18 protein-coding genes are annotated in these 24,275 nt (G+C 42.0%); 3 read left to right on the forward strand and 15 right to left on the reverse strand.

Features of this window, described 5'->3' with window-relative positions; genetic code table 11:
* Positions 1-73: 73 nt before the first annotated feature.
* The 7 genes from VOI17_RS05285 to VOI17_RS05315 form a co-directional block, all read right to left on the reverse strand.
* Positions 74-955, reverse strand: coding sequence for a zinc-dependent peptidase (locus VOI17_RS05285; RefSeq protein WP_323756200.1), 882 nt, complete (start codon positions 953-955; stop codon positions 74-76).
* A gap of 14 nt (positions 956-969) precedes the next feature.
* Positions 970-2,382: an NAD(P)(+) transhydrogenase (Re/Si-specific) subunit beta gene (locus tag VOI17_RS05290; protein ID WP_323756201.1), complete on the reverse strand. Its 1,413-nt coding sequence runs from the start codon at positions 2,380-2,382 to the stop codon at positions 970-972.
* A 9-nt stretch (positions 2,383-2,391) separates the two neighbouring features.
* Complete coding sequence (locus VOI17_RS05295; RefSeq protein WP_323756202.1) at positions 2,392-2,706, reverse strand: NAD(P) transhydrogenase subunit alpha; 315 nt, start codon at positions 2,704-2,706, stop codon at positions 2,392-2,394.
* A 3-nt stretch (positions 2,707-2,709) separates the two neighbouring features.
* Positions 2,710-3,846, reverse strand: coding sequence for a Re/Si-specific NAD(P)(+) transhydrogenase subunit alpha (locus tag VOI17_RS05300; RefSeq protein ID WP_323756203.1), 1,137 nt, complete (start codon positions 3,844-3,846; stop codon positions 2,710-2,712).
* Positions 3,847-3,940: 94 nt separating this feature from the next.
* Complete coding sequence (locus VOI17_RS05305; RefSeq protein WP_323756204.1) at positions 3,941-6,988, reverse strand: WD40/YVTN/BNR-like repeat-containing protein; 3,048 nt, start codon at positions 6,986-6,988, stop codon at positions 3,941-3,943.
* A 110-nt stretch (positions 6,989-7,098) separates the two neighbouring features.
* Positions 7,099-10,026, reverse strand: a complete 2,928-nt coding sequence (locus VOI17_RS05310) for a DUF6493 family protein (RefSeq protein ID WP_323756205.1) — start codon at positions 10,024-10,026, stop codon at positions 7,099-7,101.
* An 8-nt stretch (positions 10,027-10,034) separates the two neighbouring features.
* Entirely contained in the window at positions 10,035-11,372 is a 1,338-nt protein-coding gene (locus tag VOI17_RS05315; RefSeq protein ID WP_323756206.1) for an SWIM zinc finger family protein, read from the reverse strand.
* A 178-nt stretch (positions 11,373-11,550) separates the two neighbouring features.
* Between VOI17_RS05315 and VOI17_RS05320 the strand changes: the two genes are divergently transcribed.
* A complete protein-coding gene (locus tag VOI17_RS05320) occupies positions 11,551-12,087 on the forward strand; it encodes a YceI family protein (protein WP_323756207.1) in 537 nt (178 codons plus the stop codon).
* Between the two features lie 140 nt (positions 12,088-12,227).
* On the opposite strand, the gene VOI17_RS05325 is transcribed toward VOI17_RS05320, so the two are convergent.
* Both VOI17_RS05325 and VOI17_RS05330 read right to left on the reverse strand, forming a co-directional pair.
* The gene (locus VOI17_RS05325) at positions 12,228-13,499 is read right to left on the reverse strand and encodes a DUF2130 domain-containing protein (protein WP_323756208.1); all 1,272 of its coding nucleotides are present in this window, start codon (positions 13,497-13,499) and stop codon (positions 12,228-12,230) included.
* A 40-nt stretch (positions 13,500-13,539) separates the two neighbouring features.
* Positions 13,540-14,790: a DEAD/DEAH box helicase gene (locus VOI17_RS05330; RefSeq protein WP_323756209.1), complete on the reverse strand. Its 1,251-nt coding sequence runs from the start codon at positions 14,788-14,790 to the stop codon at positions 13,540-13,542.
* Between the two features lie 234 nt (positions 14,791-15,024).
* Here VOI17_RS05330 and VOI17_RS05335 point away from each other — a divergent pair, with 234 nt between their 5' ends.
* Positions 15,025-15,177, forward strand: coding sequence for a hypothetical protein (locus VOI17_RS05335; RefSeq protein ID WP_323756210.1), 153 nt, complete (start codon positions 15,025-15,027; stop codon positions 15,175-15,177).
* A 138-nt stretch (positions 15,178-15,315) separates the two neighbouring features.
* Here VOI17_RS05335 and VOI17_RS05340 read toward each other — a convergent pair whose 3' ends face one another.
* From VOI17_RS05340 to VOI17_RS05355, 4 genes are all read right to left on the reverse strand, one after another.
* Positions 15,316-15,510 (reverse strand): cold-shock protein, encoded by a 195-nt coding sequence (locus VOI17_RS05340; RefSeq protein WP_053224098.1) that lies wholly within the window; start codon positions 15,508-15,510, stop codon positions 15,316-15,318.
* Positions 15,511-15,933: 423 nt separating this feature from the next.
* Positions 15,934-17,694, reverse strand: a complete 1,761-nt coding sequence (locus VOI17_RS05345; protein ID WP_323756211.1) for a DEAD/DEAH box helicase — start codon at positions 17,692-17,694, stop codon at positions 15,934-15,936.
* Positions 17,695-17,949: 255 nt separating this feature from the next.
* Positions 17,950-18,360: a hypothetical protein gene (locus tag VOI17_RS05350; protein ID WP_323756212.1), complete on the reverse strand. Its 411-nt coding sequence runs from the start codon at positions 18,358-18,360 to the stop codon at positions 17,950-17,952.
* A gap of 291 nt (positions 18,361-18,651) precedes the next feature.
* Positions 18,652-21,423: an alpha/beta hydrolase family protein gene (locus VOI17_RS05355; protein ID WP_323756213.1), complete on the reverse strand. Its 2,772-nt coding sequence runs from the start codon at positions 21,421-21,423 to the stop codon at positions 18,652-18,654.
* A 371-nt stretch (positions 21,424-21,794) separates the two neighbouring features.
* Between VOI17_RS05355 and VOI17_RS05360 the strand changes: the two genes are divergently transcribed.
* A complete protein-coding gene (locus VOI17_RS05360) occupies positions 21,795-22,082 on the forward strand; it encodes a hypothetical protein (protein ID WP_323756214.1) in 288 nt (95 codons plus the stop codon).
* Positions 22,083-22,228: 146 nt separating this feature from the next.
* Here the strand turns inward: VOI17_RS05360 and VOI17_RS05365 are convergent, their stop codons facing one another.
* Positions 22,229-22,960, reverse strand: coding sequence for a YebC/PmpR family DNA-binding transcriptional regulator (locus tag VOI17_RS05365; RefSeq protein ID WP_068417852.1), 732 nt, complete (start codon positions 22,958-22,960; stop codon positions 22,229-22,231).
* A gap of 206 nt (positions 22,961-23,166) precedes the next feature.
* Entirely contained in the window at positions 23,167-24,273 is a 1,107-nt protein-coding gene (gene leuB, locus VOI17_RS05370) for a 3-isopropylmalate dehydrogenase (RefSeq protein WP_323756215.1), read from the reverse strand.
* Positions 24,274-24,275: the final 2 nt, after the last annotated feature.

Genomic DNA, 24,275 nt, shown 5'->3' on the forward strand with positions numbered 1-24,275 from the left:
AAAGCTTAAAGAAATAAAAACTGTACTCTACCTGTCATCTATTACGTGACATTAAAACCAATTGTATCTATTCTCACTCCTTTCCACAGCAATGCTTGTACTTTTTTCCGCTGCCGCAGGGACAAGGTGAGTTGCGGCCAATGGCTTTGGGTTTGGAGTAAGAATCTTTGTCAATCACAGCGGTTAAATCTTGATGAAACACCTTGCTGAGGGTTTCATACAATTGAGGATGCTTCTCTTTGAGCAAATGGGGTCTTTCAAAAAAGTATTCGCTGGCTACGGCAAAAAACTCTTGTCGGTTGGTGGTGCCGTAACCGTCAATATCGGAGTGGCTGGCCAGTATTTCGTCTGTTTTCTTTTTTACAAAGTCCAACCAAGGCAAGGCGTAAATTTTATCTTCAAAGCCTGGAGGAATGCCGTCTACTTCTCCATTTTCCTTATCGAATAAATGTGCAAACTCATGAATGCCTACATTCTTCTTGTCGTTGGTAATATCGAAACCCGCATGCAAAGCAGGTTTGGAGAGGATCATTTTGCCTTCCATGGCGCCTGTGCCCACCATGCCGGTAATGTTTCTTTTTGTGCCTTCTGTATTATATTCTAGGTCGAAGGGGCCTGGGTAGAGCAGCACTTCATCTAAGTATTTGTAGTTCCAAGCCGGAAAGCCAAACAAGGGAATTACGGCACTGCTGGCCACCAAAAGTCTGTCCACTAAGTCCACCGTGGTTTGAACTCCCGTAACGGGTGTATCTGCTAAAAAGCGTTGCACATCAGATTCAAACTGCTGCTGCTGATGGGCATTGAGGTTACGGTAAAAATGGACATGCTCGGTGAGAATGGCTTTCCATTTTGGAGGCGTAGCTAAAAGTTTAGAGACCTTCTTTTTCTTTCTTCCCCCTAATTTTAAGGCCAAAAGAAACACCACCATAAAGCCAAGGATAATACTGAATACCATAGGAGCGCAAAGTATTACAAATCCTTTACCTCAGCAATCAGTTTCTCCAATGAATCTTTTGCGTCACCAAAAAGCATTCGGGTTTTGTCATTAAAGAAAAGCTCGTTTTCTATGCCTGCATAGCCTGTGCCCATGCTTCGTTTCATGACAATCACGTTTTTGGCGTCCAATACCTTGATAATTGGCATTCCATAAATTGGGCTCGAAGGGTCATTTTCTGCGGCAGGATTCACCACATCATTGGCACCAATCACCAATACCACATCGGTACTGGCCATTTGCTCATTGGCCTCTTCCATTTCTAGCAATTTAGGATAGGGCACATCGGCTTCTGCCAGCAACACATTCATGTGGCCCGGCATTCTACCCGCCACAGGATGTACCGCATAACTGAACTCCACTCCTTTTGCTTCCAATATTTTTTCGAGGTTATGCACCGTATGTTGGGCTTGCGCCACCGCCAAACCATAGCCCGGCACTACAGAAACCCGAGTGGCATAGGCCAATAGAATAGCAGCATCAGAAGCTGAAATTTCTTTAATAGTACCACCATGTTCTCCCACGATACCCGCTGCGGCAGCATTTCCACCAAAAGAACCGATAATTACATTGGTCAGCGAACGGTTCATGGCCTTGCACATCAACACAGTAAGGATCGTCCCTGCGGAACCTACTAAGATCCCGCCTGTGAGCATGGCTTGGTTGCCATAAAGGAAACCTCCAAAAGCAGCAGCCATCCCCGTAAAACTGTTCAGCAGGGAAATCACCACAGGCATATCTGCGCCACCGATGGGCATTACCAATAAAATACCATAGGCAAGTGATAATACCAGTAACAGGTACAAATGCATAGGATTTGGAACCCCAGAGGTAGCCATAAATACAGCCAAACCTAAAATACCCAACAGCAATACGATATTAATGATCTGTCCGGCCGGTAAAGCCTTGTCGTTAATCTTTCCTTCAAGCTTGCCATAGGCAATAATACTTCCTGCAAAGGAAACACTACCGATGATGAGACCGAGTAAGATGACGATCATCATTCCTGTATCTACCGATCCAGTATGCATCAGGTGGTCAAACTCTACAATGGAAATTACGGCAGCACAAGCGCCTCCCATTCCATTGAAAAAGGACACCATTTGCGGCATGGCAGTCATTTTTACTCTCATGGCCATGCGTTTGCCAATCAAAGTACCGAACAAGAGGCCAGCCAAAATCAATACATAATTCAGGGTTTTGTCACTGCTGAGTTCTTCTTTAAACAGAATGGTGGCCACAATGGCCAAACCCATCCCATAAGCGGCATATAGGTTTCCTTTCCTGGCCTTATCAGGGCTGCTGAGCATTTTGAGGCCCATGATAAAAGTAACCGAAGCAATAATATAGCAAATCTCAAGAATGCTGTTTCCGAGTAATTCTGTCATAGCGCTCACTTATTTCTTTTCCTTCTTTTTGAACATCTCTAGCATCCTGTTGGTCACCACAAAGCCTCCAACCACATTGAGCGTACCCAATACCACGGCAATAAAGCCTAAGATCAAGGCGAAGTAATTATCGGGTGAAGCTTCTAGCATAATGATAATAGAGCCAATCACCACCACGCCATGAATGGCATTGGCGCCAGACATCAGTGGCGTGTGCAGGACGGCTGGCACATTGGAGATAATTTCAATTCCCAGAAAGATAGAAACCAAAATAAGGAAGATGAACTCCCTGTTTTCGTAAAAAAGCGTCAATAGACTCTCCATAGTTTATGCGTTTTCAGGTTGGAAAAGGATGTTTTTAATGCGTTCGCTCATGATTTCTTTGGCATGCGTAACGCAGGTATTGGCTACAATATCGTCTTCGAAATTGAGGTTCAGGTTGCCCTCCCCATCGATGATCAGTTTCAAGAAATTAAGCATATTCTTGCCAAACATTTTGCTGGCGTCCATCGGTAAGGTAGAGGCCAAATTGGAATCACCGATAATGCACACCCCATGTTTATGGATGATTTTATTGTCTTCGGTGCCTTCGCAATTACCGCCCGTTGAAGCGGCCAAATCAACAATAACAGACCCTTTAGGCATTCTTTGAATGGTTTCGTCTGTAATGAGAATTGGTGCTTTTCTGCCTGGAATTTGGGCGGTGGTAATAATGATATTCGCCTTAGCCGCATGTTCCTGCACCAAAGCCCTTTGTTTCGCTTTATATTCTTCGGATTGCTCCACGGCATAACCGCCAGCAGTAGATTCATCTTTGGCGCCTTCTACTTTTACAAATTTGGCCCCCAAGCTTTTTACTTCTTCTTCGGCAGCGGCCCTTACATCAAAAGCCTCTACCACAGCGCCCAATCTTCGGGCGGTGGCAATGGCTTGTAAACCAGCAACGCCTGCGCCTAACACCAACACCTTGGAAGGAATAATACTTCCTGCGGCTGTCATAAACATGGGGAAGAATCGAGGGGAATGTGTAGCGGCCATCAATACCGCTTTATAGCCGGCAACAGTCGCCATGGAAGACAAAACGTCCATTGCTTGCGCCCTAGTGGTTCGTGGAATATTGTCCATGCTGAAGGAAGTAATTCCTCCGTCCATCAGCTTTTCTACCAAAGCACGGTTGGTCATGGGCTGAAAAGCACAGAGCAAAACCTGTTCTGGTTTTAATTGACTGATTTCATGATCATTAGGGGGATTGATACCAACAATAACATCACAGGCTAAAACAGATTTTCGATCGGCTGTTTTGGCTCCTATGGTTTCGTAATCGGCATGGGTCGCAAAAGCGAGATCCCCCGCCCCTAATTCTACTGTAATATTTGCTTTGAGTGCTATAAGTGCTTTTACACTTTCTGGAAGCAGCGCTACACGGTTTTCACCTTCGGGCTCCTTTAAAAGACCAATTGTCATAAGGCAGTTAAATGATTCTGTTGCTACAAGTTATAGATTCTACCGACTTATAAAAATGATTAATATCATGGTCAGCAATAATTTATGTTATCAGTTACTTTAATGTTTCCCACTTGGTAAGCATCTCTTTCAATCTCAGCTCTAGTTGCTCTATTCCTGACACCACGGCATTGGTCGGTTGGGCTTCTACACTTTGTAAAACAGAAAGCATATAAAGGAATTTGCTTTGAAGCCCTACTAAAGTCTCGCTGTCCAGCGTATTGGCACGAATGCTACCATAGATGAAATCGCCAGCATTGGCGGCTCCATTCCCCCTAAAGCTCTGCCAAGCCTCCTTCTCCCCTTTTTTCCATTTCCTTATCGGGTCATTGAGTTGCTGATCAATGGCTTCAATAATAGACTGCACTTGATTGTAATTATTATACACCTGTAATGACAGATCTGTCTGTTGCTGAAGTGCCGAAGCGCTGATCTCTGTGCGAGGGTCAAGCCTCACATCAATACTTTGTTCCGAAGTTTTGCCATCTACTGTCAATCGAACGGTATATTTCCCCGGATGCACATAAGGCCCAGAAGGGTCGCTTGGCGTGTTTTTGTATACTGCCGTGATGGAGAAACTACGGTTGGCACCTCTTGGCGGATCGTATTTCAAATCCCATATAAAACGGTGATGACCAGCAGAAGTACCCAAACTTTGCTGCGGTCGAAGCCAATAGGTAGGATGCCTCAAATCTGTAGAGTCGGTTTCTTCAGGCAAATCATTGCTCGAATAAGTGCGTATGGCCTCTCCTTTTCCATTCAAAATCTCCAGTTTCACGGTGCCGTATTGCTTTGGCAATAAGTAATCCACTGCCACTCCATCATAAGGATTTTGACCATTCGGCTCTTCTGGCGGAATTGGTGTATCACTGAACATATTGAAACGTACCCTTGTGGCCAAAGAAGGCTCAAAAAGAACAGGATCACTGCTTTTTAAACCAGCAGCCAAACCTCTGAGCGGACTTACATCATCCAAAATCCAAATGGAACGACCGTGGGTTCCAATTACTAAATCACTCTCATGCACTACTAAATCACGAATAGAAGAAGCGGGCATATTCAACCTCAAGGACTGCCAATCTGCGCCATCATTGATCGAGAAGTAGACTTCGCGTTCCGTTCCGGCAAAGAGTAATCCTTTTTGTTTGGAATCTTCACGCACCACATTCACAGGTCCGTTGATTTCCATGCCCTTCACTACCTCTTGCCATGTGGCCCCAAAGTCATGGGTTTTATAAATATGTGGTCTCATATCGTCCTTACGGATTGAATTCACCGCTACGTACACGGTGCCTTTATCGAAATGGCCTGCATCCAATTGAGAGATTTTATCCCATGATTTAAGCTGAGGCGGTGTAACATTCTTCCAAGTTTTGCCCCCATCTCTGGTCAGTTGTACCAAACCATCGTCCGTTCCAGCCCAAATGATATTTCTATCCAAAGGAGAAGGACCAATGGCATAAATAATGGCACGTTGCGGCATGGTATTCATGCTTTCAGTCTTGAAATCACCCACACTGGCAGGTACTTCAGGTTGCTTGCGTGTCAAATCAGGACTAATCACTTCCCAGTCTTGACCTCCATTCATGGTTTTCCACAATACGTTGGTGCCGAACAAAAGCATATTATCATCGGCAGGATGGAAAATTAAGGGCATCGTACGCACTCCACGGAAATCACCAGAGCGCAAGGCCTCAGGTGCTACATTCTGATTCTGTCCAGTTTTCTTATTGAAGCGGGTCACCCTTCCACCATAAATGATATTGGAATCTTTCGGGTCGGGGGCTACATAAGCATATTCATCCGCACCCACTCCCATAAAATCTCGGAAAGAAATCTGCCCTCCATTGCCTCTGCTGGCCACGCCAATGGCACCACTCTCCTGCTGACCACCATAGACCCAGTAAGGGAAGTTATTGTCTGTAATGATATGATACAGCTGTGAGGTAGGTTGGTTGTACCATGAACTCCAGGTTTTGCCTGCATTCACAGTCACCACGGCACCTTGATCGGCAGCAAACAGCATGATATCTGGTTGAAGTGGATTGATCCAAATTCTGTGGTAATCGTCACCGCCCGGAGCGCCTTTAAAGGACATCCATGTTTTACCGCCATCTTCAGAACGGTAAGAAGCAACATTGGCTACATAGACCAAATCTGGATTGTTAGGGTGTACGCGGATTTCAGCGAAATCGCTGCCCCTGCCCCAAAGTCTTCTGTCTTCCGCAATTAGCGACCAGCTTTCTCCACCATCATCACTGCGGTAGACTCCTCCATTTTGACGGGCATCTACAGTAGCATAAATGCGTTTTGAATTGCTTGGAGAGATCCCGATTCCGATACGGCCTAAGCCTTGTTCCACTGTTGGTAAACCTTTTTCCACTTTCTTCCAGCTAGTACCTCCGTCCGTAGACTTGTACAAACCACTATTTGGCCCTGAAAAAGAAGCATTCTCCCATGGCCCTTCCTGATGCTCCCACATATCGGCAAACAGCACATTCGGGTTACTCGGGTCAAATTCTACTTGTACCGAACCTGTGTTATGATTGATATAGAGCACTTTCTCCCAGTTCTTACCACCATCTTTCGAACGGAACACACCACGCATTTCATTGGCACCATAAGGATGCCCAAGCCCCGCTACAAAAACGATATCTGGATTGGTCGGATGCACAATAACTCGTGCGATCTGCTGAATATCGCCCAGCCCCATAAACTGCCATGACTCTCCTCCATCGGTAGATTTGAACATACCATCACCCACGGATAAATCCGGACGGTGAAGGCCTTCGCCTGTGCCCACATAAATCACATTAGGGTTAGAAGGTGAAACAGCAATATCCCCCACAGAACCTGTAGGCGCTTCATCGAAAATAGGATTCCACGTGCGACCATAATCATCGGTTTTCCATACCCCGCCATTGTTGACCCCAATAAAGAATACATTGGGTTGTGTGGGAATGCCGACAGCGCCCACCGTTCGACCCGCCCTAAAAGGGCCTATCATTCTGTACTCCATGTCCTGATAAGCGGACTTTGGAACAGATTGTGAAAAAGCTAACTGACTTAGAAAGAGCAGGGAAAATGCAAAAAGTGTACGCATAGTATTATAAGGTTAATGCTTGATTATGAGAATAAGTTAATGCTTTTTTTAAAGGAATGGGTTTTATTGAGACAGTTACCCTAAACTAAGCAAGGGCAACTTTAAACGGGTCATAACATCAAAATTTTATTAATCGTGGGAGAAAGACTTTTTACCTTTTTCCAGGCCTCAAGTTTATTAATCATCTGAACATCTTTACAGAAGCTACTATTAGGCTCAACAGTTTCAATTAACAGCATCAATAAGGCCTTTAGATTTCTAATTGGATCATCTGGTAACTCTTTTACACAGGACACCAGAAGTTCATTCATTTTATTTTTATGGGATGAAGAAACGATATATAATGTTTGGGCCTCATCTAAAAAACGCTTCATGGGTGTAAAATCCAAATGCATCATTTTAGCAATTGCCTTACCTATCCATACATTGTCTATCTGCCCCCTATTAACGGCCACAATCCATATCTCACCAGCAATCGATCTAACGGTCTTATCACTAGCAAGAAAAGACATACCCAGAAAGTCATAAAATGCCTTAGGGTAGTATTCCATAGTATTTAAAGCGAATTCAAGAGTTCGAATAGCCACACGTTTATCCCCTTCACCTGACATTGTTGGCCAACGGTAAAGTCTGCTCATAAGTGAAATCAGAAAGTGCTCAGGGTTATTAGGTATTGCTGAGAAAAGTCTAAAGACATCATTTGCCTCCGAAGACATCCAAGTAGGTTTCAATTCAAAGCATGTATAGTAGGGATAGCCATCAAATGTGCTCGATTTTAACTTTGTGGCATTTAATAGAATAGACTTCCAGGTTTTTCTTCCCTCGTAGTAAAATCGATTTAACCTTAAATTCTTTTGGTCATAAGTATATGGCATCATTTTACTAATGCTAGAATCCCACTGCTGACCTTTTTGGCTGGTTACCCTAACCTGCCATTCATACGATTCTACATAATATTTTAAATCTGTCCTGAAAAACGCTAAGTTCTCAATAGAAACATCACCCTTTCTTGTGAGAGCAGCTACTTGCCATGCCCTTGGGTAATTTAAATTCGAGGTGTTTCCTAAGCCATCGCCAAAAAGATAACAAACCAAACTTAGCATCTCACCTGACAGCTGCTTTAAGGCATAATCTTGAACATTCTCAACACTTAATAAACATCTCGCTAAAGCCATTTGTAAATCATTCTCATCAACCTTAATACTTCTCTCTTGATAGTATTTTATTCTATCAATTAAAACCATTGGATCCACCCAACAAGGGAGATGTGTTGGTGTACTTAGGAGAGGTGTCGAATCGTTAACTTCAAGCTTGTTTAAAACATACTGAAGCTTTTTCTTAAAAAGAAAGTAAGCCGGAGAGTTATCAGAAGCATTCCAATCACCAATATTAATAATTCGCGGGCTATACCATTCAGAGTCTCTCGCAAGCTGCTTGTCCTTCTTAATATAACTAAGGTACATCTGGGCTAAAGAGCCATTATTTCCCTTTGTGTCTTTAAGTACTATCTGACCAAAATTAATGAAGAACACAGCCAAAAGATGATCAAGAAAACCAATCCTTGAATTCCAATCGTTGGTCAGTGTCTTAAATGCCCTTTGAAATGCAGGCTCAAGCAACTCACTATGGATAAATGACTCTTCCCTGAACTTCAGGAGGGCCATTGGCAGCATATCAAAATGAAATGGCTCATTATTGTCGAAGGCTTGGCTCGCCAAATAAACCAAATCTTCAAAAGAATCAATATGAGGTATTGATATCAAACTATTGATAGGCTGTCCTGACGCATTAGTATCAATGACCTCTGAACTATCTAGCTCTGGATCTGCAACCCGCACAAACCTTTCTAATATCTTTTTGGCATCGAACATCAATTCATTGCCATATATATCCAACTCTTCTTGAATATTTTGAAAACATTCAGATGCATGCTTGTCAATCAGTTTAGCAGCCCTCAGTTGAAGATCTGGATCTTGCTGAATAAATACTTGACAACTCGCTAGACACACCCGAGTTCTCAAATCCTCTCGTTTAGTAGCAATCTTATCAAAGATCATCATCACTGAAGCTGCTACCGATTTAGTTTGAGATGTCAGTAAAAAAGAGGCATTCTCAACGAATTCTAAATGGTCATAATTTGGCGAAGCCACTATTAGCTTTACAAACTTTAAAGCCATATTGACAACTTTACTATGTGGTGAATTGAGAACTGAAAGTAACTCAGGGTTCAATTCAAATAGTTCTTCTTTAGAAGGGTTCAAAAAAATGAATAATCCCGCAAACCATCCACTACTGTTTTTATTGAAGTTTCGATTGGTCGCTAACAAAGCAGACTTCAAAAGCATCTTTCTATCGATTCTACCCTTATCCAAACAAAATTGAAAAGCCTTTTGCCATGTGTACCCTTCACTATGGTTCTCATATGATACATATGTATCACTCCAATGAATACCAGATTCATTCTCAAAAAGTAGCCAGATGTGGTTTTCTAATGTAATTGGTAAGTCTAAAAGTCGTTCTGGTTTGTAATATCGTTTACGCTCGTCTAGTAAATAAATGGCCTGTGGGATCTTGTTAACTATAATCTCCGTACTGAGCTTACAATACCCTTTTGATTCAAGATAAACTAGATCAAAGTAGTCGAGTTGGTAAACTGTCCAACCATCCCTTGTGATCTCATTAATAAATTTATCGAACCAAGAAGGAATATACCAAGGTAGAATTTTATCCAAATTTGATTTGGAAATAAACCTTGAGTTGCTCCATTCATTAGTAAAACCCTTGAGGTTATCGCAAACAAACATGGCGAGAGCCAAAATTTCCTTTTGTTTATCAGTTCCTTTTGGCTCATCTGAGCTTCTAATCACATGACCAGCATGGGTGCTTTCTTTCCAGCTATATTCCCAGTAGTGCTGAAAGTCCTTTTTGGAATTGACAATGGATACTTTGTTCTCCTTGGATAAGCTTGATAAAAAAGAGATTAAATCATGCTCTCTTTCATATTTAACAATTTGGTCAAACTCCTCTACGACACTCATATATACTGTTATAAAGTCTTCTTTTTTACTGCTAAAATATGTTTACAAGGCCCCCTTTCACCTTGATTTTGCGCATACCATGTACAAGTACATCGCGCTGAAGCCTCTTCGATAATTACCACATGATGAACACCAGTGCCTACCACTTTGGCTTCCACTCTACTTCCATCATTGGAAACTATTTCTACTTTGTTATTTTCCAATAGTTTAATCGCCTCTTTCAAGCGAGGGTTTAAACTTAAAATTCTATTCAGTTTATAAGGAAGACGCCTGTAAAAGAACTCATTCCCATCCAAATCAAAACCCAATAGCCCCATAGCTGAAAGCCTACTTGTTAGGTTATCCACTTTATTTAAGTCGATACCATGATCTACTGAAAAAAGTGTTGCATTGAAGGATTGATTGGCGTAACTAAATTTCTCCATAGCCTCAATAAAGTCTTCAGGCACATCCTCGATCAACGATTCTAAAGCCGCCCCTTCTCCTGAAAACCCTCTCCAATGATCTCTTGAAATGGAGAAAGAAAACACCAAATTACCAAAATACAATTGCCAAGTGGTCGACTGCATTTCCTTATGAGGATAAACTTTCATTTGATCCAGCAATGGAATTAAAGGTTCTAGCAGTCGTAATCGATGAACTCCGCCAATCAAAATGGCAGAGTTGCTCTTGACAGGTGAAAACAAGAATTTACCACCACGTTCAACTAAATAATAATCTGTTTTAACAGTTCCTTTGGGTAGAGTTCTAAATAAATGAAGGCATTGCATTTTACTCAAAACATAAGCCTGTTCGGCTTGAGCCATATATATTTGTACGGTAGTCAAACCTTTAATCCACTTTACTGGCAGTGGAACTTTTCTCTCAACAACGCTACCTCCTTTTTGGTGTAAACCCACAGATTTTTGACCAACAGACAAAACCACATTATCTGCTTTCCTTAACCCACTGAGCGCATTAATCATAGGCTGATTGAAATCAACATTCGTTGTGCCATTCTCCAAAAATTCTCCATCATGACCGCCTGGAAGCACATCTACTCTTGCATATACTCCTGCACAGTGAGAAAAACCTTCAAATCGAATTGTGTCATTCCCAGCTGTGACTATTGGATCCTTCATTAAGGAGCGTTCAAAGGGTGACAGATTAAAACTCGATTGGACAATGTTGTTTAAGGTAATTAGACACCTAGATAAGGTATAGGGTTCTGTAAGCTTCCCCCAAAAGAAGCAACTCTGATTACCCTTTTGGACTTCACTGTATTGAGACATAAAAAGCTCATCTTCTTTGGCTCCTTTTCTCAATTCAGAAGAATATCGATATGAATAGGTCAATACTTCACTCATCGAATCTAATTGGAAGGTTGTAAATATTTTCAATATATGAAGGAAGCTAGTTGCACCAAAGAAATATTCTTCTAATGCTGGCAAAAAAGTTAGCCCAATAAAAGTTTAGGCATGAATGAACTATATGTACATACATGTAGTTTATCCCTTGAACGTGAACATAAAAACAATTAAGAATATGGAAACTTTAACAAAAACCACATGGAAAATTGACCCTACACACAGTGAGGTTCAATTCAAAGTAAAACATTTAGTGATCTCAACTGTAACAGGAGCTTTCAAAAGCTTTGAAGGCGGATTAGAAACAGAAGGAGACGATTTTAACGGAGCGGACGCTTCATTCAGCATTGCTACGGCTAGCGTTGACACCAATGTAGCCGATCGTGACGCACACCTCAAAAGCGCTGAGTTCTTCGATTCAGAAAATCATGAGAACATGACTTTTAAAGGTGTATTGAAGCACAAATCAGGTGATGATTACAAATTAGTAGGTGACTTGACCATCAAAGACACCACTAAGCAAGTTGAATTATCAGTAGAGCACGGTGGCGTAATGGTAGACGGTTACGGACAAACCAAGGCTGGTTTCGAGATTACTGGAAACATCAACCGCAAAGATTTTGGCTTAACCTGGAGCATGGTGACAGAAGCTGGTGGTGTTGTGGTAGGCGACAACGTTAAACTTCACTTGAACGTGCAGTTGACTAAAGGGTAATTCAAACCATTTCAGTAATAAAGCAAAAGACTACTTGAGTAATCAGGTAGCCTTTTTTAATGGGAATATGTTCAATTCTTGACGCATTGCGTCAAGAATTCATTTTCTCTATCCCATTTAGGTCGAGACAGACTAATTCTTTATAGCTCCAGTTGTTCTTGGTCTTCTCCTTCTCCTGGTAACTCTAAAGCCTTCACCGACTGAATGGCGTTGCCCGCAATGCCTTTGATTGAACCATACATATCTACCGTGTTGGTAATCACCTTGTCGATTTGCTTTTCACGCTCTTTCCAAATCCTTTGCATGGCTCTTTTCTCGCTGTCCAAGCCGGTTTTCATGGCCGTAAAGCCTTCTACAATGGCTTCTACTTGCATGCGAAAGGTATTGCTGGTAAGGAAATCATAAAGCATGTGCATTTTATCGCCTTTGTTCTCCTGAGAGCTGACCGCCATACTCAGCTGCACAATGGATTCGCGAATCACGGCACAAAGCCCTTTGAACTCGTCATAATTACAAATCCAAATGCCGTCTCTCAAGCCCATGCGATCCATATCGGATGGCATTACCTCGGTGACTAGAACGCCAATATTGGCGCCTCTTTCACGGATATCGGCTTTGAATTTCTCAATCCAGCTGGGCTGAAAGTCTTTGGTACGCTTACTTTCGTAATATATGGTGCCGCAATTCTGATGAGCACGGGTATTCACTACTTGAATACAATCGCCTCCCCTTGCGCCTTTCTTAATTTCTTCAATCGTGTCTAAAGGAAATTGCCCCATCAACCATTCTTCAATGGCCAATTCTTGAACCTCCCCTTGCAGCTGCATAGAGCCCTGCTCCTGCTTGCGCTTCATTTCTTCGGTGAGCTTCTTTTGATCTTCCAGCTGCTTTTGCATTTCTTTGAAACGCATTTCATTTTTCTCTTCCTCCGACTTTCTGATTTTCTCTTTCTCAGAAATTAATGTGGCATTGAGGTTCTTTTGAGCTTCGGCTTCAGCGATTTCTTTCAGTTCCGATTTCTCGCGTTTTAGCTTCTCTATTTCTGCTTTTGTGCGATTAAGCTCTTTAATCTGCTCTGATTTCTCATTCAGTTCTTTTTGGAGAGTGTCAAATTGATCCGATTGCTCTGCTTTGAGTTGTTGCTTTAACTTCTCCTCCATGACCTTGCGGTCTTCGCGTAATTGCTTATCCACGCGCTCTTTGAACATCTCATTGGCTTCTTTCTTCTTCAGCTCAAACTCATCTTTGGCCTTATTCAGCGTTTCAACTTCAGATTGATACCGCTGTTTTTCTTGCGCCAACTGTGCCTGATACTTCTGCTTGATCTCATCTTCTAGCTGATGAGAGAGAATATCTTGCACATCGATACTGGTACCACAATTAGGACATTTGATCTGATTCTTGTTCTGCATGAGCTTAAGCGTTCTTCAATTCTGTTGTACTAATGTTCAATTAGCGTTTCTTTCTTCTTTTCGATCTTTTGGCCTCAAATTCAGCCTTTTCTTTGTCCGCATCCTTGATCAACTGCTGCCAGTTGTTGGCCTTCGCATCCGATATATCCAAAGTGTATTGGTAATCGTCATTGGTCACTTCCATGCGCTGAATTGGTTTGCCCAAGTTCTCTTCAATTTCGGCCAAAACTGGTTTTTCTTCTTCGGCACAAAACGAAAGCGCCTGCCCTTTTTGCGAACCACGACCCGTTCTTCCCACACGGTGAACATAGTTCTCACCCGTCTCTGGCATATCGTAATTGATCACATATTCTACATTCGGAATATCAATTCCTCTAGCACTTACATCAGTGGCAATCAGTATCTTTAAGTCACCTGACCTAAAGCCTTGCATCACAGATTTTCTTTCCTTTTGTTCTCTATCACTATGGATAGTATCGGAGAGAATATCCACGCGCTCCATGGCTTTCTTCACCCTTTCTGCCCTCACCTTGGTCCGCACAAAAACGAGAATCTTTTGGTCTTCGTGTTGTTTGATAAATCGCTCTAAAAAGAAACGCTTATCGTCCATTTCAATAAAGGCAATGGCGTGCTCAATATTCTTGGCAACGGGGTCTTTTGGTGAAATCTGAATTCGAATAGCGCGGGTGACCAGTGAATAGGCTAAGTCCTTAATTTCTTCATTAATGGTAGCCGAGAAGAAGAGCGTTTGACGCTTCTTTGGCAAATGCTTCATCAAATCTCGAATGTCTTTGATAAAGCCCAAATCGAGCATATGATCGGCTTCATCCAATACCAAGATTTCAACACGCTTTAAATTTAAAGCCCCTTGACTTACCAAATCAAACATTCTACCTGGCGTGGCAATCAATATATCTACTCCTTTTTCCAATTGCTTGATCTGTGGCTCTTGGTCTACCCCACCGTGAATACAATAAGTCACCACTCGGGTATGCTTACCTAAGGTTTTGAAAGTCTGCTCAATTTGTAGGGCCAGCTCGTGGGTAGGCGCCATTACCAAGCATTTTACGCCATCCGGGCGACTTCCCAGCTTCCTTTCCTGAAGAATATGTAGAATTGGGATGGCAAAAGCCGCTGTTTTCCCTGTACCTGTCTGGGCAATGGCCAATACATCTTCTCCCTTTAAGATTGGGGGAATAGATTTGTACTGAATATCGGTTGGTTTTTTATAACCCAGCTTTTCAATACTGGTTTTAATGCCATCGGCAATGCGGTATTCTTCGAATTTCATATAAATGTTGTTGCTCAAAGGGTTTTACTGCCCTTTGTTTTGGTACGAAAAGCTCTTATTGGAAAGGCTTCTGACTTAATCGGCAATTTACGCAAAATATACTCCAACTTGAGCAGAAGATGAACCTAGCTTAAATCTTATCATTAAAGCTTTTTGGAACTTAAAATTGGCTGAGAGGTTAGTTATTGAGAAAGAAAGATTACAACAGAAATTGTAATACATAAATGCAGACTAATGAAAAGAGCTTTACAAATAGTACTCGCAGTAATTGCCCTGATAATGATTTACTTGGGTGTAATCAATTCAATGCTTCCCCCAGCCTTAACGGGAATTGGCTTTATTGTAATCCTTATGCTATTCAACAGTCATCATAAGATTAGGCCTTAGTTAATAGCCACTAAAGGGCATAAAAAAACAAATCACATACTAGAGATTGAATTACCCTGAGGCTTTTCAGTGGTTTGGCTTAACACCAAAACCATTCTAAGTATATAATTTGTCTTTCTTAATTAGGTATAAAAGAGATTAATCGATTACAGTTACGTTAACTGCGTTCAATCCTTTTTTGCCTCTTTCTACTTCATATTCAACTTTATCGTTTTCACGAATTTCGTCAACTAGACCTGAAACGTGTACGAAAATGTCGCTGCTTGAGTCTGATGGAGTAATGAATCCAAAACCTTTGGTTTCATTGAAAAATTTTACTGTTCCTTGCATTATTAATTAATCATTGTTATTAAAGCGGGTCTGAGTTAGTGTAAACTAAAGTGGCACTCAAATCCATGTTTTTATAGGGCCAAATCCTATTTTTTATCTTATAACGGCCGTAAGCCGAAAAGGTCTAATTTGTGATGTAAAAAAACCGAATTTAAATTAATCTAGATGTAAACAAAGAGATAATCGAGGAGGCTTATTAACTTTTACAGTGGCAAAGATACGCAATTAGTTGGTCTTTTATATCTTTTTTATTAATCGGCAAAGAAATAGCCAAATATTTCGCTCAAGCTTGTTTAAACGGTGAATTAAATTTTCGAATCCACTGATTAACAGGCCTTTTTGAATTTGAACACCACAAAAACAATTTGCAAACCATAAAAAAACCTGCCATTTAATGGCAGGTTTTCAATATCTAGTTGTAGAAGACTACAATCTTCTTCTTTTTGGTCTTCCTTTATCACGGTCAGGACGCTTACTGCGGTCAGGACGTTTACTGCGGCCTCCGCCTCCACCACCGTAGCTGCTCCCGCCTCCACCATAGCTTCCACTACCACTTCCGCCTTTGCTGAAGTCTCTTCTTTGTCTTGGTCTCCCGTCATCATCTCTGTTGACACGGATGCTTCTACCATTCACTTCTTTCCCTTCAAAGCTTTCACCGAAACCTTTGTCTTGTGTGCTGTCTACATCGAAGTATGAACAGTTCTTCTGAAGCGATAAATCACCAAAGTATTTCCTATCCACTCCTGATTCATCGGCCAAGAAATGGACAATATCAGCATTGGTCATCCCATCGATAGAACCTACATTGATAAAGTAACGATTGAATCCAGTTCTCTCACGGTTCGAAGTAGAACCACCACCTTGGGTATCGTTCAAGTTAGAATCCTCATCTGGTGTCATTACATGATCCAGTTGAGTTGTGATCAAACGTCTAAGAATATCTTCTTTAGTTAAATCACTGAAACGCTCACTCACCGATTCCAAAATACTATCAGCTTGGTCGTCTACTTTCGTGTTGATGATTAAATTCGCCCAGCTGTTAATTCTGCTTGACTTCATCGCCTCTAAAGTAGGTACTTCGATCTTCTCAAATTTTACTTTGATTCTTCTTTCGATGTCAGTGATTTTTCGGGTCTCCCTTGGATTAATGAAAATCAATGAAGTTCCTTTGTTCCCTGCCCTACCTGTTCTACCACTTCGGTGCGTATAGCTTTCCAATTGATCTGGAACAGAATGATGAAGCACGTGCGTTAAATCGTTCACATCTATACCTCTTGCCGCTACATCAGTAGCAATAAGCAATTGCATTGAACGTGTTTTAAAACGTTTCATTACCGCATCTCTTTGTGCTTGAGAAAGGTCACCGTGCAGTGCCTCTACTCCGTAGCCCATTTGGCCTAATTCATCTGCAATCTCTTGTGTTTCGCGTTTAGTACGACAAAACATAATGCCTCGCATGTCCGGCTGAATGTCTAAGAATCGCTTTAGAGCTGGCAATTTATTAGACGCCTTTGTAATCACATATTTATGTGAGATGTCTACATTACTCTTTTGCTCTGTGTTTACCGCAACCTCCAATGGGTTGTCCATGTACTTGCTTACAATTCTTCTGATCTCTTTCGGCATTGTAGCCGAGAAAAGCCATGTCACTCTATCTTCTAGCGTATAAGAAAGAATTTCATCTATGTCTTCTTTAAAGCCCATGTTGAGCATTTCATCTGCTTCATCGAGCACGACATATTTCACATTCTCTAATTTCACCGCTTTCCTTTTGATCAAATCGATCAATCGGCCCGGTGTTGCTACAATAATTTGCGTTGGTCTCTTTAGCGCCTTAATTTGGCCCATGATGGGCGCACCACCATAAACCACTTCAATATTAAGGGCTCTATTATTTTTCGCAAAACTTACCAGTTGTTGCGCTGTTTGTTGCCCTAGTTCACGTGTTGGAGCCATTACAATGGCTTGAGTTGTAGGATCTTCCAAATCGATCAAATCAATCAATGGAAGTCCGAATGCAGCTGTCTTACCTGTACCCGTCTGAGCCAATCCAATAAAGTCTGTTGGGTCGTTTTGCAACAGCATTGGTATCGACTTTTCTTGTACAGGGGTTGGAGTATCGAACCCCAGTTGATCAAGAACTTCAATTATGGATTGAGAAAGTCCTAGTTTGCTAAAATTATTCAATAATTCTTTGTTAAATGAGCCGCAAAGGTAACTATATCATTTTGGATTAGCGGTGTGATTGGCTGGTTATTTGGTAGTTGGCGATTAAGAATCTAACAAAGGGCCTTTTCATGGTTTCAGGCCACTAATTTTCGTGAACGCCTTGAATTACAAAGGACTAGCAATCTGAATCCAGAGATAAATCTGTAGGTATAGTCAAAAAAAGAGCCGACTCCCAAAAGGAAAGCCGGCCCCGGTCTATCTCAAAACAACAATTTATCTTTGATAGGCTACAGTATTACAGAAATCAATGTAGCTGTTACTTCTTAAGTCTTCTACAGAGTAGGTGAGCACGATGTCACTATACTCTATATGTCCAACACCTTTAATGAGGTAACCGTTCACCGTTTGACGAGGGATTCTTAATTGGTCACCATAAACATTGGCATATATTTCAATATCTGCTCCGTAAAAATTTCTTAGGTAGATCACACTACTATACGGGTCGGCATCTTTTAAAACGCGCATATCGTATAGGGTGAGTTCATCATAAGTTTCGCTGTATTCTTCTACCTCATACCGACCAGTAAAAAGGTTTCTTGAATCAATAGGAGCTTCTTCTACATAAATAACATCGCAACTGGACATTAGTAAGAGTAGGCTGAGACCGAGTAATGCTTTTTTCATTTTGAGTTTTATTTGGTTGTACAAGGGTACTTTTCCAAAAGCGTGCCAAAATGAAAATAACTACGAAAACGGGGATCTAACCGCAAAGGGCGCTGAGGAGCGCAAAGAGAATCATAAGATCGAAAAAGGGTCAAACAATACGGACAGAGTCCTCAAACCCATAATAAGTCACAGGTTCAGAGAACCTGCGACAGTTGAGTAGACGTGAAGCAATCTCACTGATTACTTAATCGCATAGCAATTCATAGGGGACTAAAAGAAAAAACCCTCTAAAGGAGGGTTTTGAATGTTTTACTTTTTCCAGTTCTTAAGGTTTTTCATCTGGGTTTCGTAAGGTATTCCTTGCTGAATCCAGGGTTCAATTGGCTCGCCTTTGAGGTAATGCCCAAACCATTTCAGAATCCTCATCTGATAATCAGACCTGTTCTTGTCCTGCCCCAAACCATGACCTTCATTCGCATATACGAGCAACACAAATTGCTTTCCAGCCCTTCGCGCAGCATTATAATACTCAATGCCTTGTCGCCAATCTACATTCTGGTCGTTATCTCCTACTTCGAAGAGCAATGGCGTATTCAGTTTTTCTACATTGAAAACAGAAGAGTTTCGGATATAACGGTTTACATCCATATAAGGAGCTACTTCCATTCGCTCTTGACTTACTTCGAAATGCTCATTTTCTGGTGCTCCGCCAAAGGCCCAAGCAATCATGCCATACATACTGGTCAGGTTGGTGAGCCCTGCCCCCGCTACGCTGGCCGCAAAAATATCGGTTTGGGTAACGGCATAACCCGCTTGATAACCGCCCCATGAATGACCAATCAGGCCTACTCTCTTTTCATCCACTATCCCCATGTCCACCACAGTTTTCACGGCAGCTTCCATCGTTCTTACAGAAGAAATACCCGGGTCGCCTGCATCGAAAAGGATATCGGGCATCAGCACAAAATAGCCTTCTTGAGTAAATACGCTGTTATTATAATAGCTGCGCTGAGAAGGCACCACATAAGAATGGAGCCCATCTGAAAGCAATTCATAGATGTAAGTGATCATTGGATATTTCTTGCCTGGCTCATAATTGGCAGGATAGAAAAGAGAACCTTGAAGTTCTTGCCCATTGGCATTGGTGTATTGTACCAATTCATTTCTTCCCCACTGGTATTCACTTTGGAATGGATTGGTATTTGAAACCTGCTTGGCATCCGTCAATGCAGCTGAACCGACAAAGTAATCTGGGGAATCACTAAAGCTTTCGATGGTATAGGCATAACGCTCCGCATTTTCGGCTTTGTTCAAACGCCCTACACGGGCATCTTGCCAAATGAGTTGTTTTGGGTTTTTACCTGGCGTTACCATGCCATAGCCCGACTTTTTACTCCATGTACCAAAAAGACTCACATACATGGCTTCTTTTTCATCGATATAATCTTCAAAGTCGATATAGGCATATCTAGAGCGCATTTGCTCGGCTTTTCCATCCGTGATTTTTCTTGGTTTTGAACCATTGGTATAGAGCTGCCACAAATCGAATTTAGAATGCACAAAGAATGAAGCACCCTTCTTTTCCCAAGCCACAAAACCATAAGGCCTTTTGTCTGGGGTGGGATGATCGTCATCTTGATTTACAAATGAAGCATCCAAACCTTCAGAAAGCACTTTCTTCGACTTGGTTTTGATATTGTAAACAAACACATCCTTTCCTTCTACATAAGGCACAAACTGTGCATCAGCGCTCACTGCATAGATGTAATTGACTTTGGTCAGGATCTTCTCACGCGCTCCGGTCATGATGTCCACGGTGTAGGCGTCTATATTTCCACGACCAAACATGGCTTCTTTCTCATAAGGCGTGGCATCAGAGCCAATCAGGATGGTAGCATCCGTTTGCAACCGCACCGACTCCGTCAAATCATTTGCGAGTTGCACGAACTTATTATTGGACAAATGCCAAACCGAGAGGTATTGGTCTTCCCTCCTTCTTCTGGCCAATTGCTCTTGTTCTGGAATTACCTGCACATCTGTACTGTGCCAAATCTGTAAGGCGGGCGCCTCATCTGTTAAATCTTGACTGTCCTTCTTTTCTTCATCTTCTTTGGCCTCAGCCTTCACAGGTTTCTTCTCCCATGCTTTAATTTCGAAGAAAATAGATTGCCCATTTTTTGACCAAGTGAGCGAACGATTATTTACTACCCGATTGTCTGCAGGAAAACCGCTTATGCTTTGTTGATCGAAGACCAAAGCCACAGGTGCTTTTGTGGTCAGTTTTTGCCAAGCCAAAATATGCTGAGTGCTGTCTTCATAATCTTCGTTTTTAAAAGAACGGAAAACAGCCAAATCATCGCTTTCTTCTCTCCAGTTTAAGCCCGTATAAACGGCCTCTTTACTGTCCAACACTTGTAAAATTTTGGTTTTGGCATCGAACAATTGAACACCATTTCCAGCTTTACCATCGGCATCGATAGTCATGGCCAAAAGGCTTCCGTTTTCTTGCCAAGCAAAGTCCGACACGTTACCGAAATTAAATACTTTGCCCGTTTTAAGGTTTCTAACAATCAAGTCTGCGCCATCGCTCTTCTTGCCCGAAGCGGTATAATGCTTCATCGCCAAAAACTGGCTGTCATCGCTAAAGGAAAAGGCGTTCACATCTTCTACCCTAAGGCTGTCGCCTCCATTTAAGCTCAATAAGCGGAATTGGCTGCGCAAAGGCTTTTTACTTTTCTCGCGGGCTTCGGCTGTGGGGTTAATAAAATAGCCCAACCACTGGCTATTGGCCGAAAACTGCGCTCTGCTTCCTTCGGGAAGCACTTTTAATGCGTTATCGGTTAAATGATGAAGCCTGACCTCATTCTTATCATTGTTTCTTCTGATGTCGTAAAAGAACCAGTTGCCATCGTCTGAAAAAGTACTGCTGAAACCGAGGCTTTCCCATTGGCCATAATCGGCAACGGTAAGTGGTTTAAGCTGTCCGTTTTGCGCCATGCTTGTATTGGCAAAAACAAAGGCGAAAAGGACCAAAAAAGACTTGAGTGATTTAGGCCATGGGGCTTGAAAAAATTGATGCATAATCTTGAGTGTTTTTGAATGCATCAATCTACAACCTATTTATGAAAATGGTAAACCGACTGTGGAGAAGTGGGGAGAGAAAAATACTATTTGGTCAAGGAATTAGGAAACGGATGAAATGATACGGACAGAGTCCTCGGTCCAATAGTGAGTCACAGGTTCTGCCAAAGGACAGATGAATCGTAGGACCTGCGACAGTATCAAATTCTCCGATACCTCTTTATAGGTATGGGTAACAACCACCCTTTTAGGGTAACAATTCACTATTACAATCATTCAAATTTGAATAGACATTGAGCCTGAATAGATCAAGGTTAGGGTCTAGGCAATCCGAAAAGCCTAAAACTAGAAAACCAACTAAATACATTTTTATGAGAATTCTTGAGCTTTATGCCCGATTGGCAAAGGATACTTCAACAGAGAGGTCACTATTTACTGGTAAATTCGATAGTCTCAAAAGTATCAGCATGAAACTATCCCAATCAGCTACTGGAACCGCCCACTTCGTTATTTTTCAAAATAATGTAGAAAAAATCAGTAAGCACTTAACTGCAGGCCAAATCATGAGCTATGTACCTCTATCAAATTCCACCATAGAGTACCAGATCAACAGTTATAGTGAAACCGACTTGCCTCAAGTCCATATTATCATTTCGTAAAAACCATTTCTATTACAATAGGCATATAAACCAAAAACTCCAACCACTTTACAGTAGTTGGAGTTTTTGTATGTTAACAGACGAATGCTACCGAGACTTCGGAACGTTTTCTCTAGGATCGGTAACTCAGCATGACGGTTCTGGGCTTAACCAACATTGGTATATACCCCTTGAACATCATCGTCTTCGTCAATCTTATCAATCAACTTGTCGATTTCTTCCATTTGCTCTTCGGTAAACTCTACCGGAGTGGTTGGGAAACGCTTTAAGCTGGCGCTTTTAATATCGATTCCTTTTTCTTCCAAAGCCTTTTGCAACTGACCAAAGTTGGTGTAATCACCATAAATGGCCACCATCATTTGATCTTCGTCTTCTTCCGTTGGGTATTCTTCAATTTCTTCGAGCCCTGCATCAATAAATTCGAATTCCAATTCTTCCAAATCCATGTCATCAGTTTTCAAAAACTCGAATACAGATTTTCTGTGGAACATAAATTCTAAAGAACCATTAGGCACTACTGCCCCACCCGCTTTATTGAAATATGACTTTACGTTGGCTACTGTACGGTTCATATTATCGGTAGCGCATTCTACAAAAACCAAAACACCATGAGGGCCTTTGCCTTCGTAGTTCATTTCTATATAAGCCTCAACATCTTTGCTTGTCGCCCTTTTGATGGCCGAATCGATGTTGTCTTTAGGCATGTTTTGCGCCTTGGCATTCTGGATGGCCGTACGCAATGAGGAATTCATATGAGGGTCGCCACCGCCTTCTTTAGCGGCCATAGTGATGGCTTTAGCTAGTTTTGGAAACACGCGGGACATCATGCCCCATCTCTTCATTTTTCTACCCTTACGAAATTCAAATGCTCTTCCCATAATTTCAAATGCTTAATTCCACCCAAAGCCTAAAAATTGATATCAAAAGCTGCCCTAGGTTTTAACAACCGCAAAAATAAGAAGACTTGGGAATTAGGCTTTACAGATGGGCGCTTTTTTTAAGGAGAAAGAAAATAGCGCATAAACTAAAAGCCCAACTCCTGGGAGTTGGGCTTTCGCTAATTAACAAACTAATTTGAACAAACTCAGATGATCGTGCTGAGACCGACCTGAATGTTATTTTGAGAACCAGAGGCTTCACCGTCTAAAATATGGTTGACAATAAAGTCACCCACCCTGTCGGTGCCAAAGCCTTGGCCTTTTGATAGATCTTGTGTTACCATTCCATTGCGCAGCGAAGCATTTACCGCTTGCCTCACTTCTATGGCTTCATCGATTAAATTCAGATGGTCCAACAGCATGGCTACAGATAAAATGGTCGCAATTGGGTTGGCGATATTCTGGCCTGTCGCCTGTGGGTATGAACCATGTATAGGTTCGAACATGGCTGTTTTATTTCCTACCGAAGCAGAGGGCAATAAGCCCATTGAACCACCAATAACGGAGGCTTCATCAGAAATAATGTCGCCAAACATGTTTTCGGTGAGTACCACATCAAACTGCTTTGGGTTCTGAATCATTTGCATGGCGGCATTGTCCACAAACATGCAGTCCAGCGTTACATCAGGATATTCCTTGGCCATGGCGGTTACTTTCTCTCTCCATAAGCGGGAAGTTTCCAGTACGTTGGCCTTGTCAATCAAAGTCAGTTTCTTCTTCCGGTTTTGGGCGGCCTTAAACGCCAAATGTGCGATACGCTCAATTTCTGCATAAGAATAAGTACAGTTGTCGTAAGCGGTGTCTTCTGTTCTTCCTTTTTCGCCAAAATAAATCCCGCCAGTCAGTTCTCTGTACACCACAAAGTCCACCCCCATAATGCGGTCTACTTTCAGTGGCGACATGTGCAAAAGGCTGTCATAAGCCGTTACAGGTCGGATATTTGCAAAAAGCCCAAGTTCCTTTCTTAGCTTAAGCAAACCCTGCTCTGGCCTTACTTTGGCCGAAGGGTCATTGTCATATTTTGGATGACCGATGGCACCAAACAAAAAGGCATCTGATCGCTTACAAACCGCTAAAGTTTCATCGGGCAACGGATTGCCTGTTTCGTCAATGGCAGCTGCGCCCACCAAAGCGTATTCATAAGTAAACTTGTGACCAAAACGCGATGCAATAGCATCGAGCACTTTGATTCCTTCTGCCACCACTTCTGGGCCTATGCCGTCACCCGGCAACACTCCTATTTTCTTCTTCACTC

The organism is Roseivirga sp., assembly GCF_034669765.1.
Taxonomy (GTDB): Bacteria; Bacteroidota; Bacteroidia; order Cytophagales; family Cyclobacteriaceae; genus Roseivirga.

What these genes read in the sequence shown, in the direction of transcription:
- VOI17_RS05350 (WP_323756212.1), bottom strand. Translation starts at nt 18,360, where the DNA reads ATGAAAAAAGCATTACTCGGTCTCAGCCTACTCTTACTAATGTCCAGT.
- VOI17_RS05335 (WP_323756210.1), top strand. Translation starts at nt 15,025, where the DNA reads ATGAAAAGAGCTTTACAAATAGTACTCGCAGTAATTGCCCTGATAATG.
- VOI17_RS05305 (WP_323756204.1), bottom strand. Translation starts at nt 6,988, where the DNA reads ATGCGTACACTTTTTGCATTTTCCCTGCTCTTTCTAAGTCAGTTAGCT.
- VOI17_RS05285 (WP_323756200.1), bottom strand. Translation starts at nt 955, where the DNA reads ATGGTATTCAGTATTATCCTTGGCTTTATGGTGGTGTTTCTTTTGGCC.
- VOI17_RS05290 (WP_323756201.1), bottom strand. Translation starts at nt 2,382, where the DNA reads ATGACAGAATTACTCGGAAACAGCATTCTTGAGATTTGCTATATTATT.
- VOI17_RS05365 (WP_068417852.1), bottom strand. Translation starts at nt 22,960, where the DNA reads ATGGGAAGAGCATTTGAATTTCGTAAGGGTAGAAAAATGAAGAGATGG.
- VOI17_RS05330 (WP_323756209.1), bottom strand. Translation starts at nt 14,790, where the DNA reads ATGAAATTCGAAGAATACCGCATTGCCGATGGCATTAAAACCAGTATT.
- VOI17_RS05355 (WP_323756213.1), bottom strand. Translation starts at nt 21,423, where the DNA reads ATGCATCAATTTTTTCAAGCCCCATGGCCTAAATCACTCAAGTCTTTT.
- VOI17_RS05295 (WP_323756202.1), bottom strand. Translation starts at nt 2,706, where the DNA reads ATGGAGAGTCTATTGACGCTTTTTTACGAAAACAGGGAGTTCATCTTC.
- VOI17_RS05360 (WP_323756214.1), top strand. Translation starts at nt 21,795, where the DNA reads ATGAGAATTCTTGAGCTTTATGCCCGATTGGCAAAGGATACTTCAACA.
- VOI17_RS05320 (WP_323756207.1), top strand. Translation starts at nt 11,551, where the DNA reads ATGGAAACTTTAACAAAAACCACATGGAAAATTGACCCTACACACAGT.
- VOI17_RS05315 (WP_323756206.1), bottom strand. Translation starts at nt 11,372, where the DNA reads ATGAGTGAAGTATTGACCTATTCATATCGATATTCTTCTGAATTGAGA.
- VOI17_RS05325 (WP_323756208.1), bottom strand. Translation starts at nt 13,499, where the DNA reads ATGCAGAACAAGAATCAGATCAAATGTCCTAATTGTGGTACCAGTATC.
- VOI17_RS05310 (WP_323756205.1), bottom strand. Translation starts at nt 10,026, where the DNA reads ATGAGTGTCGTAGAGGAGTTTGACCAAATTGTTAAATATGAAAGAGAG.
- VOI17_RS05300 (WP_323756203.1), bottom strand. Translation starts at nt 3,846, where the DNA reads ATGACAATTGGTCTTTTAAAGGAGCCCGAAGGTGAAAACCGTGTAGCG.